This is a genomic window from bacterium (assembly GCA_035308905.1).
Classification (GTDB): Bacteria; Sysuimicrobiota; Sysuimicrobiia; order Sysuimicrobiales; family Segetimicrobiaceae; genus DASSJF01.
Map to the genome: position 1 here is coordinate 189,542 of DATGFS010000030.1, position 20,257 is coordinate 209,798.

The 20,257-nt window shown below is 67.1% G+C and carries 19 protein-coding genes and 2 tRNA genes; 5 read left to right on the plus strand and 16 right to left on the minus strand.

Translation table 11 applies throughout. The annotated features are described in order from the left end of the window. Window positions 1-59 precede the first annotated feature (59 nt). Together VKT83_09355 and VKT83_09360 are read right to left on the minus strand one after the other, a co-directional pair. Entirely contained in the window at window positions 60-272 is a 213-nt protein-coding gene (locus VKT83_09355; GenBank protein ID HLY22658.1) for a hypothetical protein, read from the minus strand. A 28-nt stretch (window positions 273-300) separates the two neighbouring features. Next, window positions 301-1,101, minus strand: coding sequence for an MBL fold metallo-hydrolase (locus VKT83_09360; protein ID HLY22659.1), 801 nt, complete (start codon window positions 1,099-1,101; stop codon window positions 301-303). A gap of 129 nt (window positions 1,102-1,230) precedes the next feature. On the opposite strand from VKT83_09360, the gene VKT83_09365 reads away from it, so the two are divergent. Next, complete coding sequence (locus tag VKT83_09365; protein HLY22660.1) at window positions 1,231-1,605, plus strand: hypothetical protein; 375 nt, start codon at window positions 1,231-1,233, stop codon at window positions 1,603-1,605. A 128-nt stretch (window positions 1,606-1,733) separates the two neighbouring features. After that, entirely contained in the window at window positions 1,734-2,948 is a 1,215-nt protein-coding gene (locus VKT83_09370; protein HLY22661.1) for a cation:proton antiporter, read from the plus strand. On the opposite strand, the gene VKT83_09375 is transcribed toward VKT83_09370, so the two are convergent. From VKT83_09375 to VKT83_09395, 5 genes are all read right to left on the minus strand, one after another. Continuing rightward, entirely contained in the window at window positions 2,945-3,160 is a 216-nt protein-coding gene (locus VKT83_09375; GenBank protein ID HLY22662.1) for a hypothetical protein, read from the minus strand. The genes VKT83_09370 and VKT83_09375 overlap by 4 nt on opposite strands. Before the next feature lie 23 nt (window positions 3,161-3,183). After that, a tRNA-His gene (locus VKT83_09380) sits at window positions 3,184-3,258 on the minus strand. Between the two features lie 98 nt (window positions 3,259-3,356). Beyond that, on the minus strand, window positions 3,357-3,590 hold the full coding sequence (locus VKT83_09385; GenBank protein HLY22663.1) for a DUF167 domain-containing protein: 234 nt from the start codon (window positions 3,588-3,590) through the stop codon (window positions 3,357-3,359). A gap of 14 nt (window positions 3,591-3,604) precedes the next feature. Continuing rightward, on the minus strand, window positions 3,605-6,538 hold the full coding sequence (locus VKT83_09390; protein ID HLY22664.1) for an FAD-linked oxidase C-terminal domain-containing protein: 2,934 nt from the start codon (window positions 6,536-6,538) through the stop codon (window positions 3,605-3,607). 45 nt (window positions 6,539-6,583) lie between these two features. Then, the gene (locus VKT83_09395; protein ID HLY22665.1) at window positions 6,584-7,525 is read right to left on the minus strand and encodes a VOC family protein; all 942 of its coding nucleotides are present in this window, start codon (window positions 7,523-7,525) and stop codon (window positions 6,584-6,586) included. Window positions 7,526-7,587: 62 nt separating this feature from the next. Between VKT83_09395 and VKT83_09400 the strand changes: the two genes are divergently transcribed. Continuing rightward, the gene (locus VKT83_09400; protein ID HLY22666.1) at window positions 7,588-7,731 is read left to right on the plus strand and encodes a hypothetical protein; all 144 of its coding nucleotides are present in this window, start codon (window positions 7,588-7,590) and stop codon (window positions 7,729-7,731) included. A 42-nt stretch (window positions 7,732-7,773) separates the two neighbouring features. Then, window positions 7,774-8,178 carry a 4a-hydroxytetrahydrobiopterin dehydratase gene (locus tag VKT83_09405; GenBank protein ID HLY22667.1) on the plus strand — a complete coding sequence of 135 codons (405 nt, stop codon included), beginning with the start codon at window positions 7,774-7,776 and terminating at the stop codon, window positions 8,176-8,178. A gap of 8 nt (window positions 8,179-8,186) precedes the next feature. On the opposite strand, the gene VKT83_09410 is transcribed toward VKT83_09405, so the two are convergent. The 5 genes from VKT83_09410 to VKT83_09430 form a co-directional block, all read right to left on the minus strand. Continuing rightward, entirely contained in the window at window positions 8,187-9,602 is a 1,416-nt protein-coding gene (locus VKT83_09410) for an amidase family protein (GenBank protein HLY22668.1), read from the minus strand. A gap of 403 nt (window positions 9,603-10,005) precedes the next feature. Then, a complete protein-coding gene (locus VKT83_09415) occupies window positions 10,006-11,511 on the minus strand; it encodes a hypothetical protein (protein ID HLY22669.1) in 1,506 nt (501 codons plus the stop codon). Window positions 11,512-11,824: 313 nt separating this feature from the next. Then, window positions 11,825-13,417: a DUF2167 domain-containing protein gene (locus tag VKT83_09420; protein HLY22670.1), complete on the minus strand. Its 1,593-nt coding sequence runs from the start codon at window positions 13,415-13,417 to the stop codon at window positions 11,825-11,827. Between the two features lie 287 nt (window positions 13,418-13,704). Continuing rightward, window positions 13,705-14,538, minus strand: a complete 834-nt coding sequence (locus tag VKT83_09425) for a hypothetical protein (GenBank protein HLY22671.1) — start codon at window positions 14,536-14,538, stop codon at window positions 13,705-13,707. A 378-nt stretch (window positions 14,539-14,916) separates the two neighbouring features. Next, window positions 14,917-15,786 (minus strand): hypothetical protein, encoded by an 870-nt coding sequence (locus tag VKT83_09430; protein ID HLY22672.1) that lies wholly within the window; start codon window positions 15,784-15,786, stop codon window positions 14,917-14,919. Window positions 15,787-16,203: 417 nt separating this feature from the next. Here VKT83_09430 and VKT83_09435 point away from each other — a divergent pair, with 417 nt between their 5' ends. Continuing rightward, window positions 16,204-18,507: a LuxR C-terminal-related transcriptional regulator gene (locus VKT83_09435; GenBank protein HLY22673.1), complete on the plus strand. Its 2,304-nt coding sequence runs from the start codon at window positions 16,204-16,206 to the stop codon at window positions 18,505-18,507. Between the two features lie 41 nt (window positions 18,508-18,548). Here the strand turns inward: VKT83_09435 and VKT83_09440 are convergent. The 4 genes from VKT83_09440 to VKT83_09455 all read right to left on the minus strand — a co-directional run bounded on the left by VKT83_09440 (window position 18,549) and on the right by VKT83_09455 (window position 20,217). Next, window positions 18,549-18,624 (minus strand) — tRNA-Arg (locus VKT83_09440). 10 nt (window positions 18,625-18,634) lie between these two features. Beyond that, window positions 18,635-19,579 (minus strand): UDP-glucuronic acid decarboxylase family protein, encoded by a 945-nt coding sequence (locus VKT83_09445; protein ID HLY22674.1) that lies wholly within the window; start codon window positions 19,577-19,579, stop codon window positions 18,635-18,637. Window positions 19,580-19,705: 126 nt separating this feature from the next. Next, window positions 19,706-19,975: a GlsB/YeaQ/YmgE family stress response membrane protein gene (locus VKT83_09450; protein ID HLY22675.1), complete on the minus strand. Its 270-nt coding sequence runs from the start codon at window positions 19,973-19,975 to the stop codon at window positions 19,706-19,708. Window positions 19,976-20,001: 26 nt separating this feature from the next. Next, window positions 20,002-20,217, minus strand: coding sequence for a hypothetical protein (locus tag VKT83_09455; GenBank protein HLY22676.1), 216 nt, complete (start codon window positions 20,215-20,217; stop codon window positions 20,002-20,004). Window positions 20,218-20,257 lie beyond the last annotated feature (40 nt).

The following is a 20,257-nucleotide window of genomic DNA, read 5'->3' on the forward strand; positions in this document are numbered from 1 at the left end:
CGGGTGGCGACGAGGCCGGGGCGAACGCCCCGGCCTCGTCGCCGTCAGACCGCGGGATTTCACGACTCCGTCACTTCGACCTCGGCCGCCCGCAGCATCCGGCCCATCTGCTGGTTCGCGCGGCCGGCCACCAGGACAACCATCGTGCCGTACCGCGGATCCACCACCTGCACGACCGCGGGCGCGTCGAGTCCGGGCGCGCGAACCTTGTCACCGACCCGGATCGGCCGCCCCTGCCGATCGGTCATCTGCGCTGCCGCCGGCACCGCCATCTCATGCCCCCTCCCCTGTTCCCCGGCTCTACGGCCGGTGATACCGATTCCCTTCGCGCCTGGCGCGTCCTTCCCGCACAAGCTTCAACAGATGGGCCCGCACCGTGTTCTCGGCGGCGGGATGCAGCGCGGGATCCAGATCCCGGTAGATCACGCCGACGATCTCGCCGGGCGTCCGCGCGCCGCCGGCCAGCGCGTCGAGCACCTGCCCTTCGCGCATGCGCCGATGGGCCAGGTACTCGGCCACACGCGCGGCCGGATCCTCGATCAGCGGTCCGTGTCCGGGGGCGATCAGCACGAGGTCGAGCCGCGCGACCCGTTCGAGGGACGCGAGATATTCCTCGAGCGCGCGCTCCCGCGGCTCCAAGACGACCGTCCCGGCGCCCAGGATGAGGTCGCCGGAAAACAACACCCGCTCCGCGGCCCAGTAGAACGCGACATGGTCGGCCGCGTGGCCGGGCGTGTGCAGCGCGCGCAGCGCGACGCCGCCCTCTTCCACCGTCTCGCCGTCCGCGAGCGGGGCGCCGCCCCCTTCCCACCGCCGGATCGGCGCGCTCCCGCCCGACGCGGCCGCGAGCGCCGCGGCGGCGCCGAGGTGGTCGCGGTGACCGTGGGTGACGAGGATCAACGCGACGTCTCCGCCGCCGGCGCGCGCACCCTCGAGCACCGCGTTCACGTGCGCCGGATCGTCGGGTCCGGGATCGACGACAATGACGCGATCCCGTCCGGCCAGGTACGTATTGGTGCCGTCGAGCGTGAACGCTGACGAGTTGGCGGCGGTGACGGTGCGAAACGCGGGCCGAAACGGTAACGCGGGCGTCGAGGCCATGGACAGGAAGCGAAATTCGGATCGGCACCGGCGCATCCCTGCCGCGGCCGATAAAACGCCGCTCCTCAGGGGAAAGACGGCAACTGAGGCTCTACTGGACGTAGTCATCGCCAGGAGGTGACAGAATCGATGAGACTGTTCCAGGTGGGACTGGTCGCGGCGGCCGTCGCGATCTCGGCGTCGACGGCGTTTGCCCAGCCGACTGTTGAAGGTCAGGTTCAGACGATCACCATCCACTGCTTCGGCGCGGTGCCCGATACGTGCTCGGGCGTCGTCGACGTCTCGACCGGAGCAGGATCCGGGTACATCACGCGCATCTTCATCCCCACCGGCGCCCGGATCGGGTACGGCAGCGCGCGCGTGCCGGTGACCGCGATCGAGGCCGGCGATCGCGTACGGATCGACTACACGGCGTCGGACTCGGGCAATACGGCCACGGCCGCGACCATCCTCGTGAAACCCGGAGCAAGCCCGTCGAGTGACGACCGGCAATCAGGGATGTAGCGCCTCGTGCCGGGCGCGGCCTTCGGCCGCCTCCGGCACGACAGCCTCACGGCCGGTGCCCGCGCCCTACGGCGCGGGCACCGGCGCGTCCGGGCCACGATCGCAGGCGCCGTTGCGGCGCCGGGCGAATGGTGAGTTCTGTCGTGCCCCCCCTCTATCTCGCGCTCGGCTTCCTCGCCACGGCCGCGCTCGTCTCCGCGGTTGTGGCGCGCGCCCGGCTGCCCTACACGGTGGCCCTCGTCGTGGTGGGGCTCGCGGCGGGAACGGCGCACCTCGTACCGCCGATCACCGTGGGACCCGATGTGATCGTCACCGCGCTGATCCTTCCCCTGCTCTTCGAGGGCGCGGTCCGGATCCCGCGGCGTCACCTCAGGACCTACGCGCCACTGATCGTCGCGCTCGCCGTCCCGGGCACCGTCGTGTCCGCGGCGGCCATCGCCGGCGCCGCGCTGCTGGGCCATGTGCCGTGGCGCGCCGCGCTCCTGTTGGGCGCCGTCTGCGCGGCGACCGACCCGGCCGGCGTGATCGCGCTTGTGCGGGAGGCGGCCCTCGACGAGCGGCTCGGGACCGTCCTCGAAGGTGAAGCGGTCGTTAACGACGCCGTCGCGATCGTCTTGTTCGGTCTGGCCATGGCGTCGCCGCCCGACGTCGGCCCCGCCGCCGCGTCGTTCGTCTGGCTTCTCGCCGCGGGCGCCGCCGCCGGGTTTGCCGTCGGGGCGGCGGCGGCGTACATGCTGCGCGGCATCACCGACCCCGTCGTCGAAGCGATCGGCAGCCTCGTCGCCGCCGTCGCCGCCTACGTGGTCTCGGAGACGGTCCACGCGAGCGGCGTGATCGGCGTCGTCGCCGCGGGACTGGCGTTCGCGGAGCTGGCCGGCCAGAGTCTCACGCCCGCCGGATCGGAAACGGTGCGCGTCGTCTGGGACGTCATCGCGTTTCTGGCGAACTCGGCGCTGTTTCTGCTGGTCGGTCTCGTCGTCCCGCTGCCGCTGCTGGCCCGCTACGGCGGGCTGATTGCCGTTGTCGTCCTCGCCGCGCTGGCGTCCCGCGCCCTTATCGTCTACGGTTTTACCGCGCTGCTGGCGCGCGGCGCCGCGCCGTTCCCGACGGTCTGGCGGCACCTGATGGTCTGGGGCGGGTTACGCGGCGGGGTCGCGGTGGCGCTCGTCCTCGCGCTGCCGCCGATGCTGCCGCAGCGCGAAGCCGTGGCGGCGGGCATCTTGGGTACGGTCGTCTGGACGCTGGTCGGTCAGGGGCTGTTGATGCGGCCAATCATGCTGTTGCTCGGGCTGGACCGCGCCGTCCCGCACGAGCCTCGACCAGCTCCGAACGAAGCGCGTTAGCCGGTGCGTTCGTCCTCGGCTTCGCGGTCGATCTGCTCCAGGCGGGCGCGCCAGCGCTCGTCCAGGAGCCGTTCGGCCTGTTCTTGCGTGACGCCGTTGACGACCAGCCGCTCTTCTCCCGCGGGATCGTCACACGCGGCGACCCAGCGGCGCTTGGCCGCGTCCCACTCCACCACCACGCCCGTCATCTCCGCGCGTTCCTCGTCGAGCATGAGGACCCTCCGCCGGTGCGTCGTGGGGTGGCTGACGGGAATCGAACCCGCAACCCCCAGAGCCACAGTCTGGTGCTCTGCCTTTGAGCTACAGCCACCACGTGACGTGATTGTAGCATTCAGGCGACGGCCGCGCATACCGCGGCCTAGTCCCCGTTAGGGGGCGACGGCCGCGCATACCGCGGCCTAGTCCCCGTTAGGGAGCGACGGCCGCGTCGACCTCGACGAGCTTGTGGCGGCCGCGGTGTCCGCGCACGATACGCACGCGGCCGCGCCCGACGCCGAAGTGGCCGGCCAGCGCGGCGACGACCGCCTCGTTGGCCTCACCCTCGTGCGGCGCCGCGCTCACGGCCACGTGAAACGTCCCGTCGGCGCGACGCTCGACGCCGGGCCGGCGCGCCCGCGGCGTGACGTGGACCGTGATACGCACGGCGTGCTCCCCCGTCAGGCGTCCCGGGCGGCGGGCGTCTCGCCGGGCAGCGCGAGCGCCAGCGCTTCCGCGAGGTGCAGCGCGCGCCGGCCCGTGCCGTGGGCGATCTGCTGGCGGCACGACGTGCCCGATGCGACCAGCAGCGTCTCCGCCGGCGCCGCCCGCACCGTCTTGAACAGCACGCGCTCGCCCATAGCGATCGAGATGTCGTAATGCTCGCGCTCGACGCCGAAGGAGCCGGCCATGCCGCAGCAGCCGGAGTCGATCTCGTCGACCGACGCGCCGGGCACCGCCCGCAGGGCGGCGAGGGCCGGGCCCGTCCGGATCATCGCCTTCTGATGACAGTGGCCGTGCATCAGCACACGCCGGTCGGCCGGCGTGTACGGCGGGCGGATTCCCGCCGCATCGAGCACGCCGAGATACTCTTCGAACGCGTAGGTCGCCCGGGCGACCGCGTCCGCGGCACCGCCGCGCAGCAGATCCGGGTACTCATCTTTGAAGGTCACGATGCAGGACGGCTCCAGTCCCACGATCGGCATGCCGGCCTCGGCGAACGGCCGCAGCCGCTCGATCGTGCGGGCGGCGAGCCGCTGGGCCTGCCGCAGCATCCCGTTGCTGATCATCGGGCGCCCGCAGCACGACAGCGGGACGAGCTCGACGCGGCATCCGGCCGATTCGAGCACCCGTACGGCGGCCCGCCCGATCGACGGGTAATAGTACTCCGTGAACGTATCCACGAACAACGCGACCCGTCCCTGCCCCGGCACCCCGAGGAATCCCGCTCCTGCCGGCGCGCCGGCGGACGAGGGGGCGCGCTCCCGCCACCATTGCGTGAAGCGGCGGCGCGCGAAGGGCGGCAGCCGCCGCCGGGCGTCGATGCCCGCGATCCGCTCGAGCGCCCACCGTACCGGCGCGCTGCCGAGCAGCCGGTTCGCGAGGGGCGCCGCCGCGCAGCCGAGCGGCCCGAGCGCGGCGACGTGGCCGAAGAGCCGCGCCCGCAGCGGCAGCCCGTGCCGTGCGTAGTATCCGGCGAGAAACTCGTGCTTGAGCTTGGCCATGTCGACGTTACTGGGACACTCGGCCTTGCACGCCTTGCAGCCGATACAGAGATCCATCACGTCGTACAGTTCGCGGCTCGTCAGCGACCCCGCCGGCAGCACACCGGAGATCGCCGCCCGCAGCGCGTTGGCGCGGCCGCGCGTGCTGTGCGCCTCTTCGAGCGTGAGCATGTAAGACGGGCACATCGTCCCGCCGCGCGGCTTCCGGCACGCGCCGATACCGCTGCAGAGCTCGATCGAGGCCCGCACCCCTCCGTCGCGGCTGAAGTCCTGGACCGTCGCGGGAGCGGGCCCGGGCTCCGGCCGGTACCGCAGCGATTCGGTCATCGGCGGCGCATCGACGATCTTCCCGGGGTTCATACGGCCTTCCGGATCGAACGCTGCCTTGATCCCGCGGAACGCGGCGTAGAGCCGGGAGCCGAACATCTTCTCCACAAACTCGCCGCGCGACAGGCCGTCGCCATGCTCGCCGCTCAGCGCCCCGCCGAACTCGGCGACGAGGGCGGCAATCTCCTCGGCGATCTGACGCATCTCCGCGACGTCCCGGGGCTCATGGAGGTCGAGGATCGGACGGGTGTGCAGAAGGCCGACGCTCGCGTGGCCGTAGAACGACGCGTCGGTCCCGTGGCGCCGCACGATCTCCCGGAAGCGGCGCGTGTACTCGGCGATGCGGGCGGGATCGACCGCGCTGTCCTCGACGAACGCGACCGGCTTGCGGGCGCTTTTCATGCCGAGCAGCAGTCCGACGCCGGCCTCGCGAACCGCCCAAAGGTTGGCCTGGGCCGCGGGGTCGAGGATCCGCCGCATCGTCCCCCGGTAGCCCTCCCGGCGCATTCGGGCCTCCAGGCCGTCGAGCGCCGGCGCCAGCGCGGCCTGGCTCTCGCCGGCGTACTCGACCGCGATCAACGCGCCGGGGTTCCCGTCGACGAACGTCAGGCGCTGACTCAGCTCGCCTGTTTGGCGGGCGAGCTCCACGATGTACCGGTCCGTGAGCTCCACCGCCGCCGGCTTCGTCGACAGAATTTCCGGGGTGTACTCGAGCGCGGGCACGAGGTCGTCGAACTGAAACACCGCGAGCACGGTCGCGGGCGGCCGGCGCGCCAGCCGCACCGTCGCCTCGGTCACGATCGCGAGCGTCCCTTCGGAGCCGGCGACCAGCTTGCCGAGATTCACCGCGCCGCCCGCGGGAAACTCGTCGAGATTGTAGCCGCCGACCCGCCGTTGGATGCGCGGAAATCGCCGCGCGACCTCGTCCCGGGCGCCCGCCACGATCCGGGCGACCTCGCGGTAGAGCCGTCCTTCCGCGCCGCCGCCCTGCGCCCGCCGCGCCGCCTCGTCCGGCGGGATGTCCTCGAAGACGACCGGCGTGCCGTCCGCCAGCCACGCGCGCATCGCGAGCAGCGTGTCGACCGTCTTTCCGTAGACGATCGACCTGGAACCGGAGGAATTGTTGCCGATCATCCCGCCGATCGTCGCGCGGCTGCTCGTCGACGTCTCCGGGCCGTAGATGAGCCCGCTCGGCGCGAGCGCCCGCAGCAGCTCGTGTCGCACGACCCCGGGCTGCACGCGGGCCCACCCGGCCTCGGCGTTGATCTCGACGACGCTGTTCATGTACTTCGAGAAATCGAGCACGATCGCGCGGCCGACGGTCTGGCCGGCCAGACTGGTGCCGCCGCCCCTCGGCAAGAGCGGCGCCTGGGCGGCGCGCGCGGCCTCGATCACGGCCTGCACGTCGTCCGCGTCGCGCGGCAGGACGACGCCGAGCGGCTCGATCTCGTAGATGCTGGCGTCGGTGCTGTAGAGGGCGCGCGAGACCGCGTCGAACCGTACCTCGCCCCGTACGCGCCGGCGAAGGTCGTGGACGAGATCGCGCAGGTCGGCGGGCGGCACCGCTCCGACGGGCGCAGCCGTGGTGGCCCGGCGGGTGAAGCTCAACTAGGTCGCGCGGGCGGCACCGAGTGGCTCGCGGGCCGGGCTCCAGGTGAGTCGGTTGGGAAGCGGCGAGTGATCCGCGGTCAGCAGCACGAGAATGCCGTCGAGGTCGGCCGCCCCGACGCCGAGACACGGCCCGTAGTCGGCGGTCGGCCCGGGTGTGACGCCGTGCGCCCGCAGCCGCGCCGCGGCGCGAGCGAGGTCGTCCGCCCCGGGGAGCCGGACCGTGAAGTACCAGAGGCCCGGGCCGGTGGGCGCCGCGGGTGGAATGCCCTGCCCCGCCCACACGTTGGTCCCGAGGTGATGATGGTAGCCACCCGCCGACAGGAACAGCGCGCCCGTATATCGCCGGAGCGTCACGTCGAAGCCGAGCGCCTCGTGATAGAAGGCCTCCGCGCGGCGGAGATCGGAGACCCGCAGGTGGACGTGTCCGAGGCGGGTGCCTTCGGGGGCCGGCGCGGACCGATCGCCGCCCGCGGCGAGCAGGTCCCGCAGATCGAGCTCACGGGTGGTCATGTCCACCTGGTCGCTGTTCCAGGGCCACTGCTCCTGGGGCCGATCGGCATAGAGCTCCAGGCCGTTGCCCTCCGGATCACGCAGGTACAGGGCCTCGCTGACGAGATGGTCGGATGCCCCGTCGAGCGCGACGTCGTGCTCGAGAAGACGCCGCAGCAGGCGTCCGAGCGCGGCGCGGCCGGGCAGCAGAAACGCCGCGTGGTACAGTCCAGAGCGCCGGCGCGGCCCGGGCGCCGGGTCCGCGGTGGCGGTGAGCCCGAGTGCGAACGGGTAGCGGCCGTCGGCCGACAGCATCACCGTCTCATCGCCGCGCCACGCCTCACGGAACCCCAGCACATCGCGGTAAAATCCCAACGCACGGTCGAGATCGGCAACGCGCAGGTGCACGTGTCCGACGGTCGTTCGGGGATCGAGCAGCGTCTCGGTCATTACGGTGGCGTTCGCGGTGGCGCGGGCCCCATCCTCCGGCCTCGGGCCGCGGGCGCCCGGCCATGATTCGCCTCGTCTGCCCGCACTGCGGCGTGCAGTTTCTGCGGCTCGAGGCGCCGGACGGGGACGAGCCCGTCGAATGTCCGCACTGTCACCGCCGGTTCGTGCCCGACGAGGAAGAGTACGTCGATCCCGAAGACGTCTGACGGACCGCGTGTGCGGTCCACCGCGAAAGGAGTGATTGATCCATGGCGACGGATCCCGCGAAGCGCGGACAGACAAACCAGCCGGCCGGCGCAACCGGTCTGGCCGACCGGCGGTGCGTCCCCTGCCAGGGAGGCACGCCGCCGCTCACCCGCGCCGAGTTCGCGCCCCTGCTCGCGCAACTCGACGGGTGGCAGGTGGAGGACGAGCGGATGCTCGTGAAGGTCTTCCGGTCCAAGAACTTCGTCCAGGCCGTCGAGTTTGTGAACGCGATCACGCCGGTGGCGGAGGCGGAAAATCACCATCCCGACCTGCGCGTGAGCTGGGGACAGGTGCGGGTGGAGTTGTGGACGCACAAGATCAACGGCCTCAGCGAAGCGGACTTCGTGATGGCGGCGAAGATCGACCGGGTCTACGCGCGGCCGTCCGCCGCGGCGGGCGGAAGTTAGCTCCGGCGCTAATCGAGCGGCGGGCGCCGGCCGGCCCAGGGCTGAACGGCCTCGAACCCGGCGGCGGCGCACAGCACCGTCGCGTCGGCGTGCCAGCGGCCGATGATCTGCAGTCCCACCGGCAGCCCCGCCCGCGTCCATCCGCACGGCACCGACACGGCCGGGTGCCCCGTCAGGTTGAACGGAAAGGTAAACGTGAGCCGCTCCAAGAGGGTCGGCGCCGGGCGGCCGTCGATGACGGCGCCGCTGTCCGGTTCGACCGGCCAGGCCGCGACCGGCATCGTCGGCGTCAGCAGCAGATCGTAGTCCTCAAACAACCGTCCCACCGCCTGGTAGAACGGCGCCCGGGCGAGCAGGGCGCGGCCGTAGTCGAGCGCGCTCATGCGGCCGGCGTCGACGATCATGCGCATGAGCGACGGCTCGATCCAGTCGGGATGCTCGCGCGCCCGATCCTGATGGCGCGCCGCGACGCCGACGTGCCAGATGTACCGGTGCGGCTCGCGCATGTCCGGCCATCCGAGATCCGGCGCGTCGAGCGCGCAGCCCAAATCGGCGAACCGGCGCGCCGACGTCTCCGTGATCGTCCGCACCTCCGGGTCCACGGGAAGACAGCCGAGGTCCGCGCTCCACGCGACCCGCAGTCCGCGAAGATCACGATCGCAGGCAGCGACGTAGTCCTCGGCCGGCGCGTCGATCGATAAGGGATCGCGCGGGTCCGGGCCGGCGAGCGCGGCAAGCATGAGCGCCGCGTCGCGCACGGTTCGCGTGATCGGTCCGTTGTGGGAGCGCGACGCCCAGTAATCGGGACTCGGGTGGTACGGCACCCGGCCGAACGAGGGCTTGAGACCGACGACGCCGCACAGCGACGCCGGGCACCGGATTGAGCCGGCGCCGTCCGAACCGTGGGCCAGCGGCCCCAGCCCGGCCGCGACCCCGGCCGCGGCGCCTCCCGACGATCCGCCGGACGTCCGATCCCGCCCCCACGGATTGCGGCACGGCGGACCGATCAAGTTGTCGCTCATGTCCTTGTGCCCGAAGTGCGGCGTGTTGGTCTTGCCGACAAGCACGCCGCCGGTCGCGCGCAGCCGCCCGGCCGCCGCGCCGTCTGTCGATGGGACGTGGCGTTCGAACCACCGGGAGCCGTAGGTGGTCCGCACGCCGGCCGTGTCCTCGAGGTCCTTCACCGAGTACGGAATGCCGTCGAGCGGTCCCTTGCGCTCGCCGCGCCGCGCGCGTGCCTCCGCGTCGCGCGCCTGGGCGCGGGCAAGGTCGGCGGTCACCGTGATGTAGGCGTTGAGCGCGGGATTGACGCGCCCGATCCGCGCGAGCACCGCCTCCGTGATCTCGACCGGCGAGACGTCGCCGGCCCGGATGAGACGGTCCAGTTCGAGCACGGGGGTGAAGCACAGATCGTTCGCCGCCATAGATGCCTCCATAGCCCACGCTGGCTGCCACCGTGGTTCTACCGTCGCAATCACATGTCCCGCCGTAACACACTATCGCTCCGGCGCCAACGTGATTTCCAGCGTCAAGGTCAGCAGGCTCGCAAGGGCATGGCGAAACATATTCTCGTCGTCGGCGACGAGTACTCGAATCTTCCGGAGAACCTGGCTCACCGTTCTTCCACCCGCAAACCGCGCGAAGGGGCAGTCGGACCTGACCCACCACGCCAGCATCATGATCTCAACCAGTATCAGCCCGACCGTGATCCGGAAGAGCCAGATGGGTCTTCCGGTCTTTGGGTCAAACGTGTCAGTCTACGAAAGCACGATTTCTGTCACCACCCCCAGAGTTGTCAGATGTTCATCGCTTCGGTTGAAGTTTCCATCATGGGCTGAAAGCGGGGCTCCAGCTGTTCCCTGGTGGTGTGTCTAGGCGAATCAAATGCGATCCGTTTGTATTCATCATGTAGATGTGCGACCAAGCCGTGAACGCTATTTTGGTGCCGTCTGGGTTGAATATGGGCGCGTCAACTTCGTGGAGGTTAGTGAGACGTGTGTCCTTTGTGCCATTTGTATTCATCACGTGGATTTGCCCATCGTTCCAAGAGAGGAACGCGATCTGGCGACTATCCGGGCTGAACACGGGTTCAAAACCTCCGCCCGTGGTCTTGGTCAGCAAGATCGCATTCGTTCCGTCGAGGCTCATGACGTAAATCTCGGGCAGTCCTCGATCGCGCTGCGAGGTGAATGCTATCTTCCGACCGTCCGGACTGAGTGAAACACTGTTAAATTGAAGGGAGTTGGTTTTTCCGCGCAGGTCGGTCAAGCGGACTACGTTGGCGCCATCAGCGTTCATCATATAGATCTGGGTGCTTCCGCCTCGATCGGAGTCGAACACCATCTTCCGACCGTCCGGACTGAACTCAGGAGAAGAGCTGCTCCCCGGGGGGGATGTCAAGCGGACTACGCGGGAGCCATCGGCGTTCATCATATAGATTTGCGTGCTCCCGTCTCGATCGGAGTCAAACGCAATCCTCGCGCCATCCGGGCTGAACGTCGGGTTGTCGTTTGTTCTGGGAGGAGTCGTCAGGCGGGTCACATGCGACCCGTCCGCACCCATGATGTAGATTTGATCGGTTCGGCCGATCCGGTTCTGGCCGGAGGTGAAGGCGATCCTGCGACCGTCGGGGCTGAACGCAATTTGTTTAGGAACATCGGGAACCCTGGGAAAGCGGGCCAGGCTGGACCCGTCCGCATTGATGACATAGAACTGGGAGCTCCCGTCACAATCAGACAAGAAAACGATGCGCCCCGGGACCGGTCGGGTGTGTCCGACCAGCAAGGGTCCCTGCACCCCGCAGAGGGGGCTCTCCATCAAGGCGACCAGCAGCGCCAGAGATGCCGTCGCCCTCCAAGCAATGGCTGGCCCCCAACGTTCAGTCCACAAGATCCAGCCGGGGCGCCGCAACAGCAGCACGAAGGCGATCCCCGTGACCGCCCCCATTACTGCTCCGCCCGCGGCATAGCCCGCAAGCTCGCCTATGTTCGCACCGTAGCGAACGCCGGTACCAAAGCCAATGACGATTCCAACACCGTAACCCGCAGCGAAGCCGATGACATTCGCCAACACCCACAGACCTGCCCGGGAAAGCTGCCAGCGGAGGACCAGTCCTTCGAGAGTCCCGACGACCAACCCTATGAGGAAGCCATAACTTGGCCAGTATGCCCAATCTCCCATATGGCCTGCATGGACGATATGGGCTAGCCAGTTAGCTAAGGGCGTGCCTAGAAGACGATTCGCGTAATCGCCTGCTGCAAAGCCCAAGGCATTCGCAGCCAGCCACGGCGAACACCGGAGGGCGTGCCGTCGCCGGATGACAAGCCATTGCATTACTCCCACCGCGGCGCCTGCAACAGGGAGTCCGCTCCCAGTGGCTCCGAGAGCCACGGCAAAGACGACGCCGTTGTATCCGAGCGCGGGGAATAGGAGGGATACTACTAACATCCATACAGCACCGGCGACTAGGCCCCCAGCAGTCGCCAGCAACCACTGAATGCAGAAGACAAGTTCGTCCAGAAAAACTCTCATGATGTCCGCTCCCGCAATTCTCCTACCGTCGCCGCTGATCGCTGGGGGGCCATGACATAAATGAGTGGGCATCAGCTAAAGAGCCCAATCGCTTCAAAATGCCCCATTATGGGTGCTAAGGATCGGGCCTCTCCGTGACCTCTGCCCCTGCCAACACGGCGACGAGCGCGGCAATACCAGATGGGTGCGTCACATCGCCGGGCTGGAAGTCCGCATATTGCGCTCCGGGGTCGAAGTGAAAACCGTGGCGCATCTCCGCCAGAAACACTGCTGGATCTTGGCCGGCTTTTCCAAACCATCTCAGTTCCTCATATTCGAACCGGCCCAAAACGACCGTCACCGCATCGGTAAGAATCGTGCCCGTGTCGGCGTCTCTCGTACTTATGGCCCAGTGGACACTGTGGGTCTCCAGATCAAGAGTCGGCTTGTCCCGCCAACCGATGAGTTCATACGGACCCAGTCCTTTGGCTGCCCGCCTTTTGTTGTTGGCTTTGGTCGCCGCATTTACTCTCTTGAGGATGCCGCCGGCATCGAGGGTGTTCCCAATCCAATCGTCCAGGCGGACATACCCGCCTCTGACGTGCCGGAACGTGACAAACTCCCCTGTTTCTCGATTGAGAACGACGACATCCGTGGGCAACCTGAATCGTGTGCCCTGGGCCGTCTGCCGAAAAGGTCCGATGCCCTGGGTGGTCATCCAAAAGCGGGCGGTAGCCGCCGCCCCGGTAAGCACAGCCCGGCTTTCGTCGACAATGAGCGTCGCCCTTGATTCAGTGAGAGGGAACGTGCCGCCCCGCTGCCACGGCAGCTGCTGCAGAACATTCTGTCGCTCGGCATCCGTCTTCGGGACACCCGGAGAGGAAGAGACAGAAGGTTCTTCCTGGTAGTCCGGCCGAGCCGCGGGCGTATTGGCGTCAACGATGTCTGCCCAAAACTCAATCGCTTTGGCAGGCCTCTTGAGAGAAGGCGTCTGGGTATGCGTTTCCAAAGAGATCCCGAAACGATACGGGAATTCGTTTTCCAGGTAGCCTTCCAGATCTGAACCGCAATGGATTATGTCCGTCTGCCAGACGGAAAATATGGGGTTGCCCTCTTCGTGCGGGCGATCGGGAATGTACCGGTGGCCGTAGATGGGAATCAATCTTGGCGCTTCGGTCATCAATTGCTTGATTTTTCCCAAGCGGTCCTCTAAGATTGGCGGTTTTTCCCCCCATGCCTCAAGCCAAATGCCGTTTTTGACATCAAAGCAGATGCCTTCATACGGATGATTTAGTCTTTCGCGAATCTCCGCCTCACTCGCCCGTCGCCAGTTCAGCCATCCCGACAACCGACCTCGCGGTTTGCTCATCCGCGTGTCGACAGGCAAGCCCAGAGACAAAAATAGTCGCAAGTCAGGAGGAAAGCGGAAGTCAAATTTGCGCTCGAGGTCGTCGAGTTCTTGGTCTGTCAAGCCACGTTCGAATTTCACAGGCAAGTATCGTTGCGTCTGGCCGAAAATCTTATATCTCCCTGCTGTCCACTCAAGGTGGCTTCGAACGTAGCGGTAGTCCATACCGACAGCGGCATCGCCGCGCGGGTAGGGCATCGTTTTCTTCCCTACGATTGCATAGTTTTTGCTCTTGGCATCCGTTTCTTCCCGTAACGCTCTCCGGTACGTCCTGGCGAACGAGAGAGTCACTAAAAAATCAGCAAGACGATAGACGGCCACCACTCCATCGACGTGAACCCCTCTCCCCGGGGAGCGGCCAATCAAGAAGACCTTACTGACCGTACGATCTCGCCAGCGCTAACCTGTCAGCTCAATTCAGTTGAAACGCCCTTGCTTCCTCGCTATCCGTTGAGTTGCATTCCGACATCGTTCACCGCATTCGACTCCTCAGCCTATTATCGACATTTTCCACATGCGAGCACACTCCATATCAGTATTCAGTCGCCGGGTTGCAGCGAACGCTCCCAACCGGCATTGTGCTGGAAACGAAGAGAGAACACCCTGCATCATGGAGTTGGGGTTGCGATATAGCCATGCTCCTTGCCGCCCGCATCCCTAAAGGATCCCACGATTTGTCCAGCGGCGTTGATACCGTTGGTAGAGGTCCCCGTCGAGCCCGGGGGATCGAACGTGGTGAACGTGCCCTCGGAGGTCCGCAGGTAGCCATGGGTCTTGTTGTCCGCGTCCTTGAACTCGCCCACGATCTGTCCGGCGTCATTGATCCCGGCGGCATCGGTCCAGGCCGCGCCTGGAACATCGATCGTAGTGAAGGTGCCCCCAGCAGTTCGCAAAAAGCCTGCGTCCGCAACCTCGCCCACGATCTCCGCCGAGTCGTTGATCCCGTAGGCGAAGGTCGCCATCGCGCCGGGAACATCGAACGTGGTAAAGGTGCCGCCGGAGGTGCGCAGGTAGCCATGGGTCTTGCCGCCCGCGTCGTTGAAGACGCCCACGATCTGCCCGGCGGTATTGATGCCCGCGGCACCGGTCCCCCTTGCCTTCGGAACATCCAACGTGGTAAAGGTGCCCGCAGAGGTTCGCAAAAAGCCATGGAACTTACCGCCCGCGTCCCTGAAGGATCCCACGATCTGTCCGGCGGCGTTGATCCCAGTGGCAAGGGTCGCCGTCGAGCCCGGAGGATCGATCGTCGTGAAGGTGCTCTCGGCTATGCGTAGATAGCCATGAGTCTTGCCACTCACGTCCCAGAACACGCCCACGATTTGCCCGGCAGCGTTGATGCCGCTGGCACTGGTCGCTGCCACCCCCGGGACATCGATCGTGACAAACGTTAGTGAAACTGCTTGGGCTGGAAGCGTGACACCGAGCGTGCAGCAGACGATCATGATCCCCAGCCAAGCCCAAGATCGCCGCATTATCCATCCCCCGCTGTTTCACCGCTCGGACACGGCCGGGGATCGTCGCACAGTCGCGCCGGGTACATCGATCCTGGTGAACTTCCCGCCAAAGTCCATGACGTATACCTGCGCGCCCTCGCTGCTCGTGCGGTTGGCATGATGAAACACAATCGTCCGGCCATCGGGACTGCACTTCGGATACCCGCTGTAGCCAGGGCGGCGTGGGTCTCCAAACATTTGAGCCGTCGGCATTCATGACGTAAATTTGATCGGCACCGTCCCGGGTCGACCCAAAGACAGTGCTGGCCGAGTTCCACACCACTGCCTGTCTCCTCGCAGGCCGCGTCACGGGCCTGGCGTAACACACTATCGCTCCGGCGCCAACGTGATTTCCAGCGTCAAGGTCAGCATGCGATCCGCCACGGCGACGTCGGGAAGCGCGAGCAGCAGTTTGCTCGTTCCGGGCGGCACGGGCTCGAAGACTAAATCGCCCTCGATGGAATCCTGCGGCGGCACGTGGTCCGGATAGAACGTGCGCAATGCGCGCACCCCATAGGTCTTCCCGTGCTCGTCCGTGAGCGTCGCGAGAGCCGCCGCGGTGAAGAGGCTCAGCTCGCCGTCGGTGCCGTTCTCAACGGTCAGATGCACGGTGGTGCCATCACGCGCCAGGGCGACGTCCGGCGCCCACAGGGTCAGCCCCCCCTCGGCCACGGAGGCGTTCGGCGCGTATCGCGTCGCGGTATCCGCCGTTGCGAGTTTGCGCATCTCGCTGACGGCTTTTGGCGGTAGATCGAGTCTCCACTTTCCGTGCAATTTGATGAGATGGTATGTGCTGGCCGTGGTCGTCTCGCGCTTTCCGCCGATCGCCATTGGAGGGCAGTACTCTCCACTCGCGGCGCACACGGTCACCACTAAGATCGCCAGGAAGGTCAGTGCCGGATTCTGCGACATTGTGACCGTCATGTCCGAATTGATGTCGGCCTCGTCATTCGCGTCATTGAACACAGGCTCGGCCAATGTGTAGCGAACGTCGGCCGTATAGATGGCCCCCGGTGTATGGGATTTGGCGGCATTCTTCCAATACTGGGCAAACTGGTCCTCGGCCACCCGCACATGCGTGCTCGGCAGAAGACCTTCGGTGTAGAACGCCTTCAGCGTCTCGTCGCTGAGAGGCCGGCCCTTGATCGCCGGGACAACAATCGTTTCCAGATACGTGATCAACGGATCCTGCGGCATAGACGTGGTCTCCGCCGCGGAACCGGCGGCGGCCGACACCGACAAGAGAGCGGCGATGAACAAGCATGTCAGGACCGTGCTGACGCGACGCATACCCCCCACCCCGCACACATCGTTTTTGGCCTGGCCGACTTTTTTGAAAGCGCGATCAGCGTACTCGGTCAGCGGGCGCGGGAAATCGACAGAAATACGTAACGGCGGTACGTAATTTGCGGGCCGGGCGGCGGAGGAGACCCGGGCCGATACGATCAATTAGACGCGCGGGAGGAGAGCCTGGCGTCCATAATGGCATCCGGTCGTCTCCGTCGCCGCACCGCGCGGCGGCGCCTCGACATCCGCCGGCGCCGTCATGGGACCGGCGTTGCCTCTGCGCACGCTCCTTCTCGCCAACCGGACGTCGGGCTGCCGGCACGGCCCATGCCGTTCATCGGCCGTGATAAGGAAATCGCCTTGGTGCGTGAGGAACTGCTGCGTCCGGAGGTACGCCTCCTCACGCTGACGGGGCCACCGGGTATTGGAAAGACGCGCCTGGCGATTGCCGTCGCGACGGACGTGCGGGACCGCTTCGAGGACGGCGTGTGGTTCGTGGACCTGGCTTCGATCGCCGATTCCGCGCTCGTCGTGCCGGCGATCGCGCACGTGTTACGCATTCGGGAAGCCGCTCCGCAGGCGCTGCTGAAGCTCGTGAAACGGGACCTGCGCGACAAACACAATCTTCTCGTCCTTGACAATTTTGAGCAGGTGACCGGCGCGGCCGTTGAGCTCGCCGACCTGTTGGAAGCATGTCCGGCAGTGAAAATGATGGTGACGAGCCGGGCCGCCCTGCGTTTGAGTTGGGAGCACGAGTTCCCGGTCCCGCCGCTGGGCGTGCCTGATCCGGCCCATCTGCCCGGCGCGGATATCATGTCCGAGTATCCCGCAATCGCGCTTTTTGTGGAGCGTGCCCGCGCGGTAAGCCCCTCGTTTCGACTGACCGCCTCGACCGCGGAGGCGGTGGCGAGGGTCTGCGCGCGCCTGGACGGACTTCCACTGGCCATTGAGCTGGCGGCCGCACGTATCAAAGAATTGCCGCCGCCGGCGATCTTGACGCGGCTCGAGAGCCGACTCGACTTTCTGACGGGCGGCACCCGGGATCTGCCCGCGCGGCAGCAAACGCTGCGGAGGGCGATTGCCTGGAGTTACGACCTGCTGGATCCGACCGAGAAAACGTGGTTCAATCGACTGTCCGGATTCATGGGCGGCTGTCCGTCTGACGGGATTGAAGCGGTCTGCACTGCCGACGCTCAGGATCGGGCCGATACCCTGGACATTCTGAGGTCGTTGATCGACAAGAGCCTCCTCCAGCAAGAGGCAGGCGGAGCCGCCCAGCCGCGGTTCCGCATGCTCGAAACGATCCAGGAATTCGGATTGGACCGCCTGCGCGCGACCGGAGAGTTCGAGGCCGTGCGAGAGCGCCACGCCGCGTTCTTCATCACGGTCGCCGAGCGGGCCGAGGTCGGGCTGGCGACGGCCGCACAGCCCGCATGGCTCGATTGGCTCGAGCGCGAGCACGATAACCTCAGGGCGGCGCTGCGATGGGCGCTCGGACGCGCTGAGGCGCAGACAGCGCTGCGGCTGGTTGCAACGCTCATGCGATTCTGGCTCATGAAAGCATACTATGCGGAGGCGAGGATGTGGGCGGAGCGGGTCCTCGCGGCGACGGCCGACGCAACGCTGATACGAGCCAAAACCCTCCGCGGCTTCGCCCACCTGCTCTGGATCCAGGGCGACTATGAGCGCGCGAAGCAGCTCTCCGAGCAGAGTCTGACGCTGTCGCAAGATCTCGGGGACAGATACGGCATCGCCTTCGGAGTCGCCAGCCTGGGGCTACACGCGTATCTCAAGGGCGACCTCGAGGAGGCGGCCCAGTGTCTCGACCGGAGCCTTCGTCTGGCGCGTGAGCTGCAGGACAAGTGGCTTGTGAGCCTGGTCCTCAATATTCTCGGGCGCACGGTGGATCGCCGCGGCGATCCGGCGCTCGCGCGTCAGCACCTGGACGAAGGCCTGCGCCTTGCCGACGGCATAGGAGACCGTTGGCTCGTGAGCCTGCTGCACACCAGTCTCGGCGTCGTCTCGCTGCATCAGCGGGATGCCGTCCCGGCGGCCAAGCATTTCAACGACAGCCTCGGCCTCGCCCGAGATCTCGGAGATCAATGGGGCATCGCCTGGAACCTCGAAGGGCTGGCGGCGGTCGCGGTAACGGCCGGGGACCACGAACGAGCGGCGCGTCTGCTGGGCGCGGCGGATGCGCTGCGCAAGGTCATCAACACGCCGCTCACACCGTCGGAGCGCGCTGATCTCGAGCGTACGCTCGCTGCCGCCCGTGCTGCCTTGAGCGAGGCGGACATTGCCGCCGCGTGGGCAAAGGGCGCGGCGATGCGGCCGGATCAAGCCATTCAGTATGCGGTCGGCGTCGGAGAATCGGTCACGACGGAAGCCAAGGGCCCGGCCTCGCTTCATAGGCTGCCAGGGACCCTCAGCCTGCGGGAGCAACAAGTCGCCGCGCTCATCGCGCGGGGGAAGACGAGCCGGCAGATCGCGCGGGCTTTGTTCATTGCAGAGCGAACCGCCGAGACCCACGTACAGCACATTTTGAACAAACTCGGCGTCAACTCTCGCGCGCAGATCGCCGTGTGGGCAGTGGAGCACGGCCTGCTGACATCAGACGGAAATGCTGAATAACCAAGAGACCGGCCCGCTGGACACGCGAGTGTATTAAGACTTGGCGCGCCCGGCAGGATTCGAACCTGCGACCCGCTGCTTAGAAGGCAGCTGCTCTATCCCCTGAGCTACGGGCGCGTTGCGATCATCATACCCCGGTCCGGGCGGACCGACAACTCGCGAACCACTCCCACGTCCGTATGAGCCCGTCGCGGAGCGGCACGCGGGGCTCCCAACCAAGCAGCGTGCGCGCCCGCGTCGTGTCCGGGCACCGCCGGGAGGGATCGTCTTCCGGCCGAGGGCGGTGGACGATCGCGCTGCGGCTCCCGGTGATGTCGAGCACGAGCCGCGCCAGATCGAGGACGCGGATCTCCTCCGGGTTGCCGATGTTCACCGGATCGTGAACCTCTGAGCGCATGAGCCGCACGATCCCGTCGACGAGATCGGACACGTAGCAAAAGCTGCGGGTCTGTGTGCCGTCGCCGTGGATGGTGAGCGGCTCGCCGCGGATCGCCTGCGTGATGAACGCCGGCACCGCGCGGCCGTCGTCCGGCCTATTCCGCGGTCCGTAGGTGTTGAAGATGCGGACGATCCCGGTATTGACGCCGTGGGACCGATGGTACGCCATCGTCATGGCCTCGGCGAACCGCTTCGCCTCGTCGTAGCAGCCGCGCGGCCCGACCGGGTTGACGTGCCCCCAGTACGTCTCCGGCTGGGGCGACACCGCCGGATCGCCGTAGACCTCCGAGGTGGACGCCAGGAGAAACCGCGCGCCCTTCGCCCGCGCGAGGCCGAGCGTGATCCAGCTGCCGAGCGCTCCAGCCTTCAGGGTTTGAATCGGATGGGCCAAGTAGTCGACGGGGCTGGCCGCGCTCGCGAAGTGCAGGATAAAGTCGACCGGGCCCGCGATCTCGACCGGCGTCGTGACGTCGTGGTGACGGAACTCGAAGCGCGGACTCGTAAGGTGCGCGATGTTCTCGCGGCGCCCGGTGAGCAGGTTGTCGAGGCACAGGACGTTCGCGCCGTCGGCGAGCAGACGCTCGCATAGGTGCGATCCGACAAACCCGGCGCCGCCGGTGATGACGACCTTCATGCCGCAGCCATCATAACACCTTCGGGCGGGCGCGAGACAGCCCGATGCCGGCCGCGCCGGCGGCCGGCATCGATGAAACGCGAGCCGGCGCCCGGAGACCGGGCGCCGGCGTCAGGATCTATCCAGCTACAGCGTGCGGATCGGCCGTCTGCCGGTGAACATCCTCAAGAGCCACAGCAGGACGATCGCGCCGACGGCCGCCACGACGATCGACCACAGGTTCAGCCCGGTGACGCCGGCGTGTCCGAAGGTCCGGAAGATCCAGCCGCCGATCACCGCGCCGATCACGCCGATCAGCAGATCGCCGAGCAGGCCCCCCGGCCCCTCTCCGGGGACGACCGTCTTCGCGAGCCAGCCGGCAACGATGCCGACGACGATCCACGCCAGAAGACTCATGAGTACTGCTCCCTTCCGGGCCGGCGCTAGGCCGTCCGCCGTTCGGGCTTCGCCCGGACCGACCGTCGTTCCTCAGGCCGGGCGCGGTACGAGGAGCCGACGAACCGCCGCACCGGGCTTCCACACGCCGGGCACCGCGACGGCGGCTCCTGCTCCCGCATCGAGTCCCATACGACGTCGTACGGAGTCTGGCACTTCGCGCATTCGTAATGCAGCAGGTAGAACGGACGGCCGTGCATCATGCGGGCTACCCCTCATCGTTGCTCCCCGACAGGTTTTACC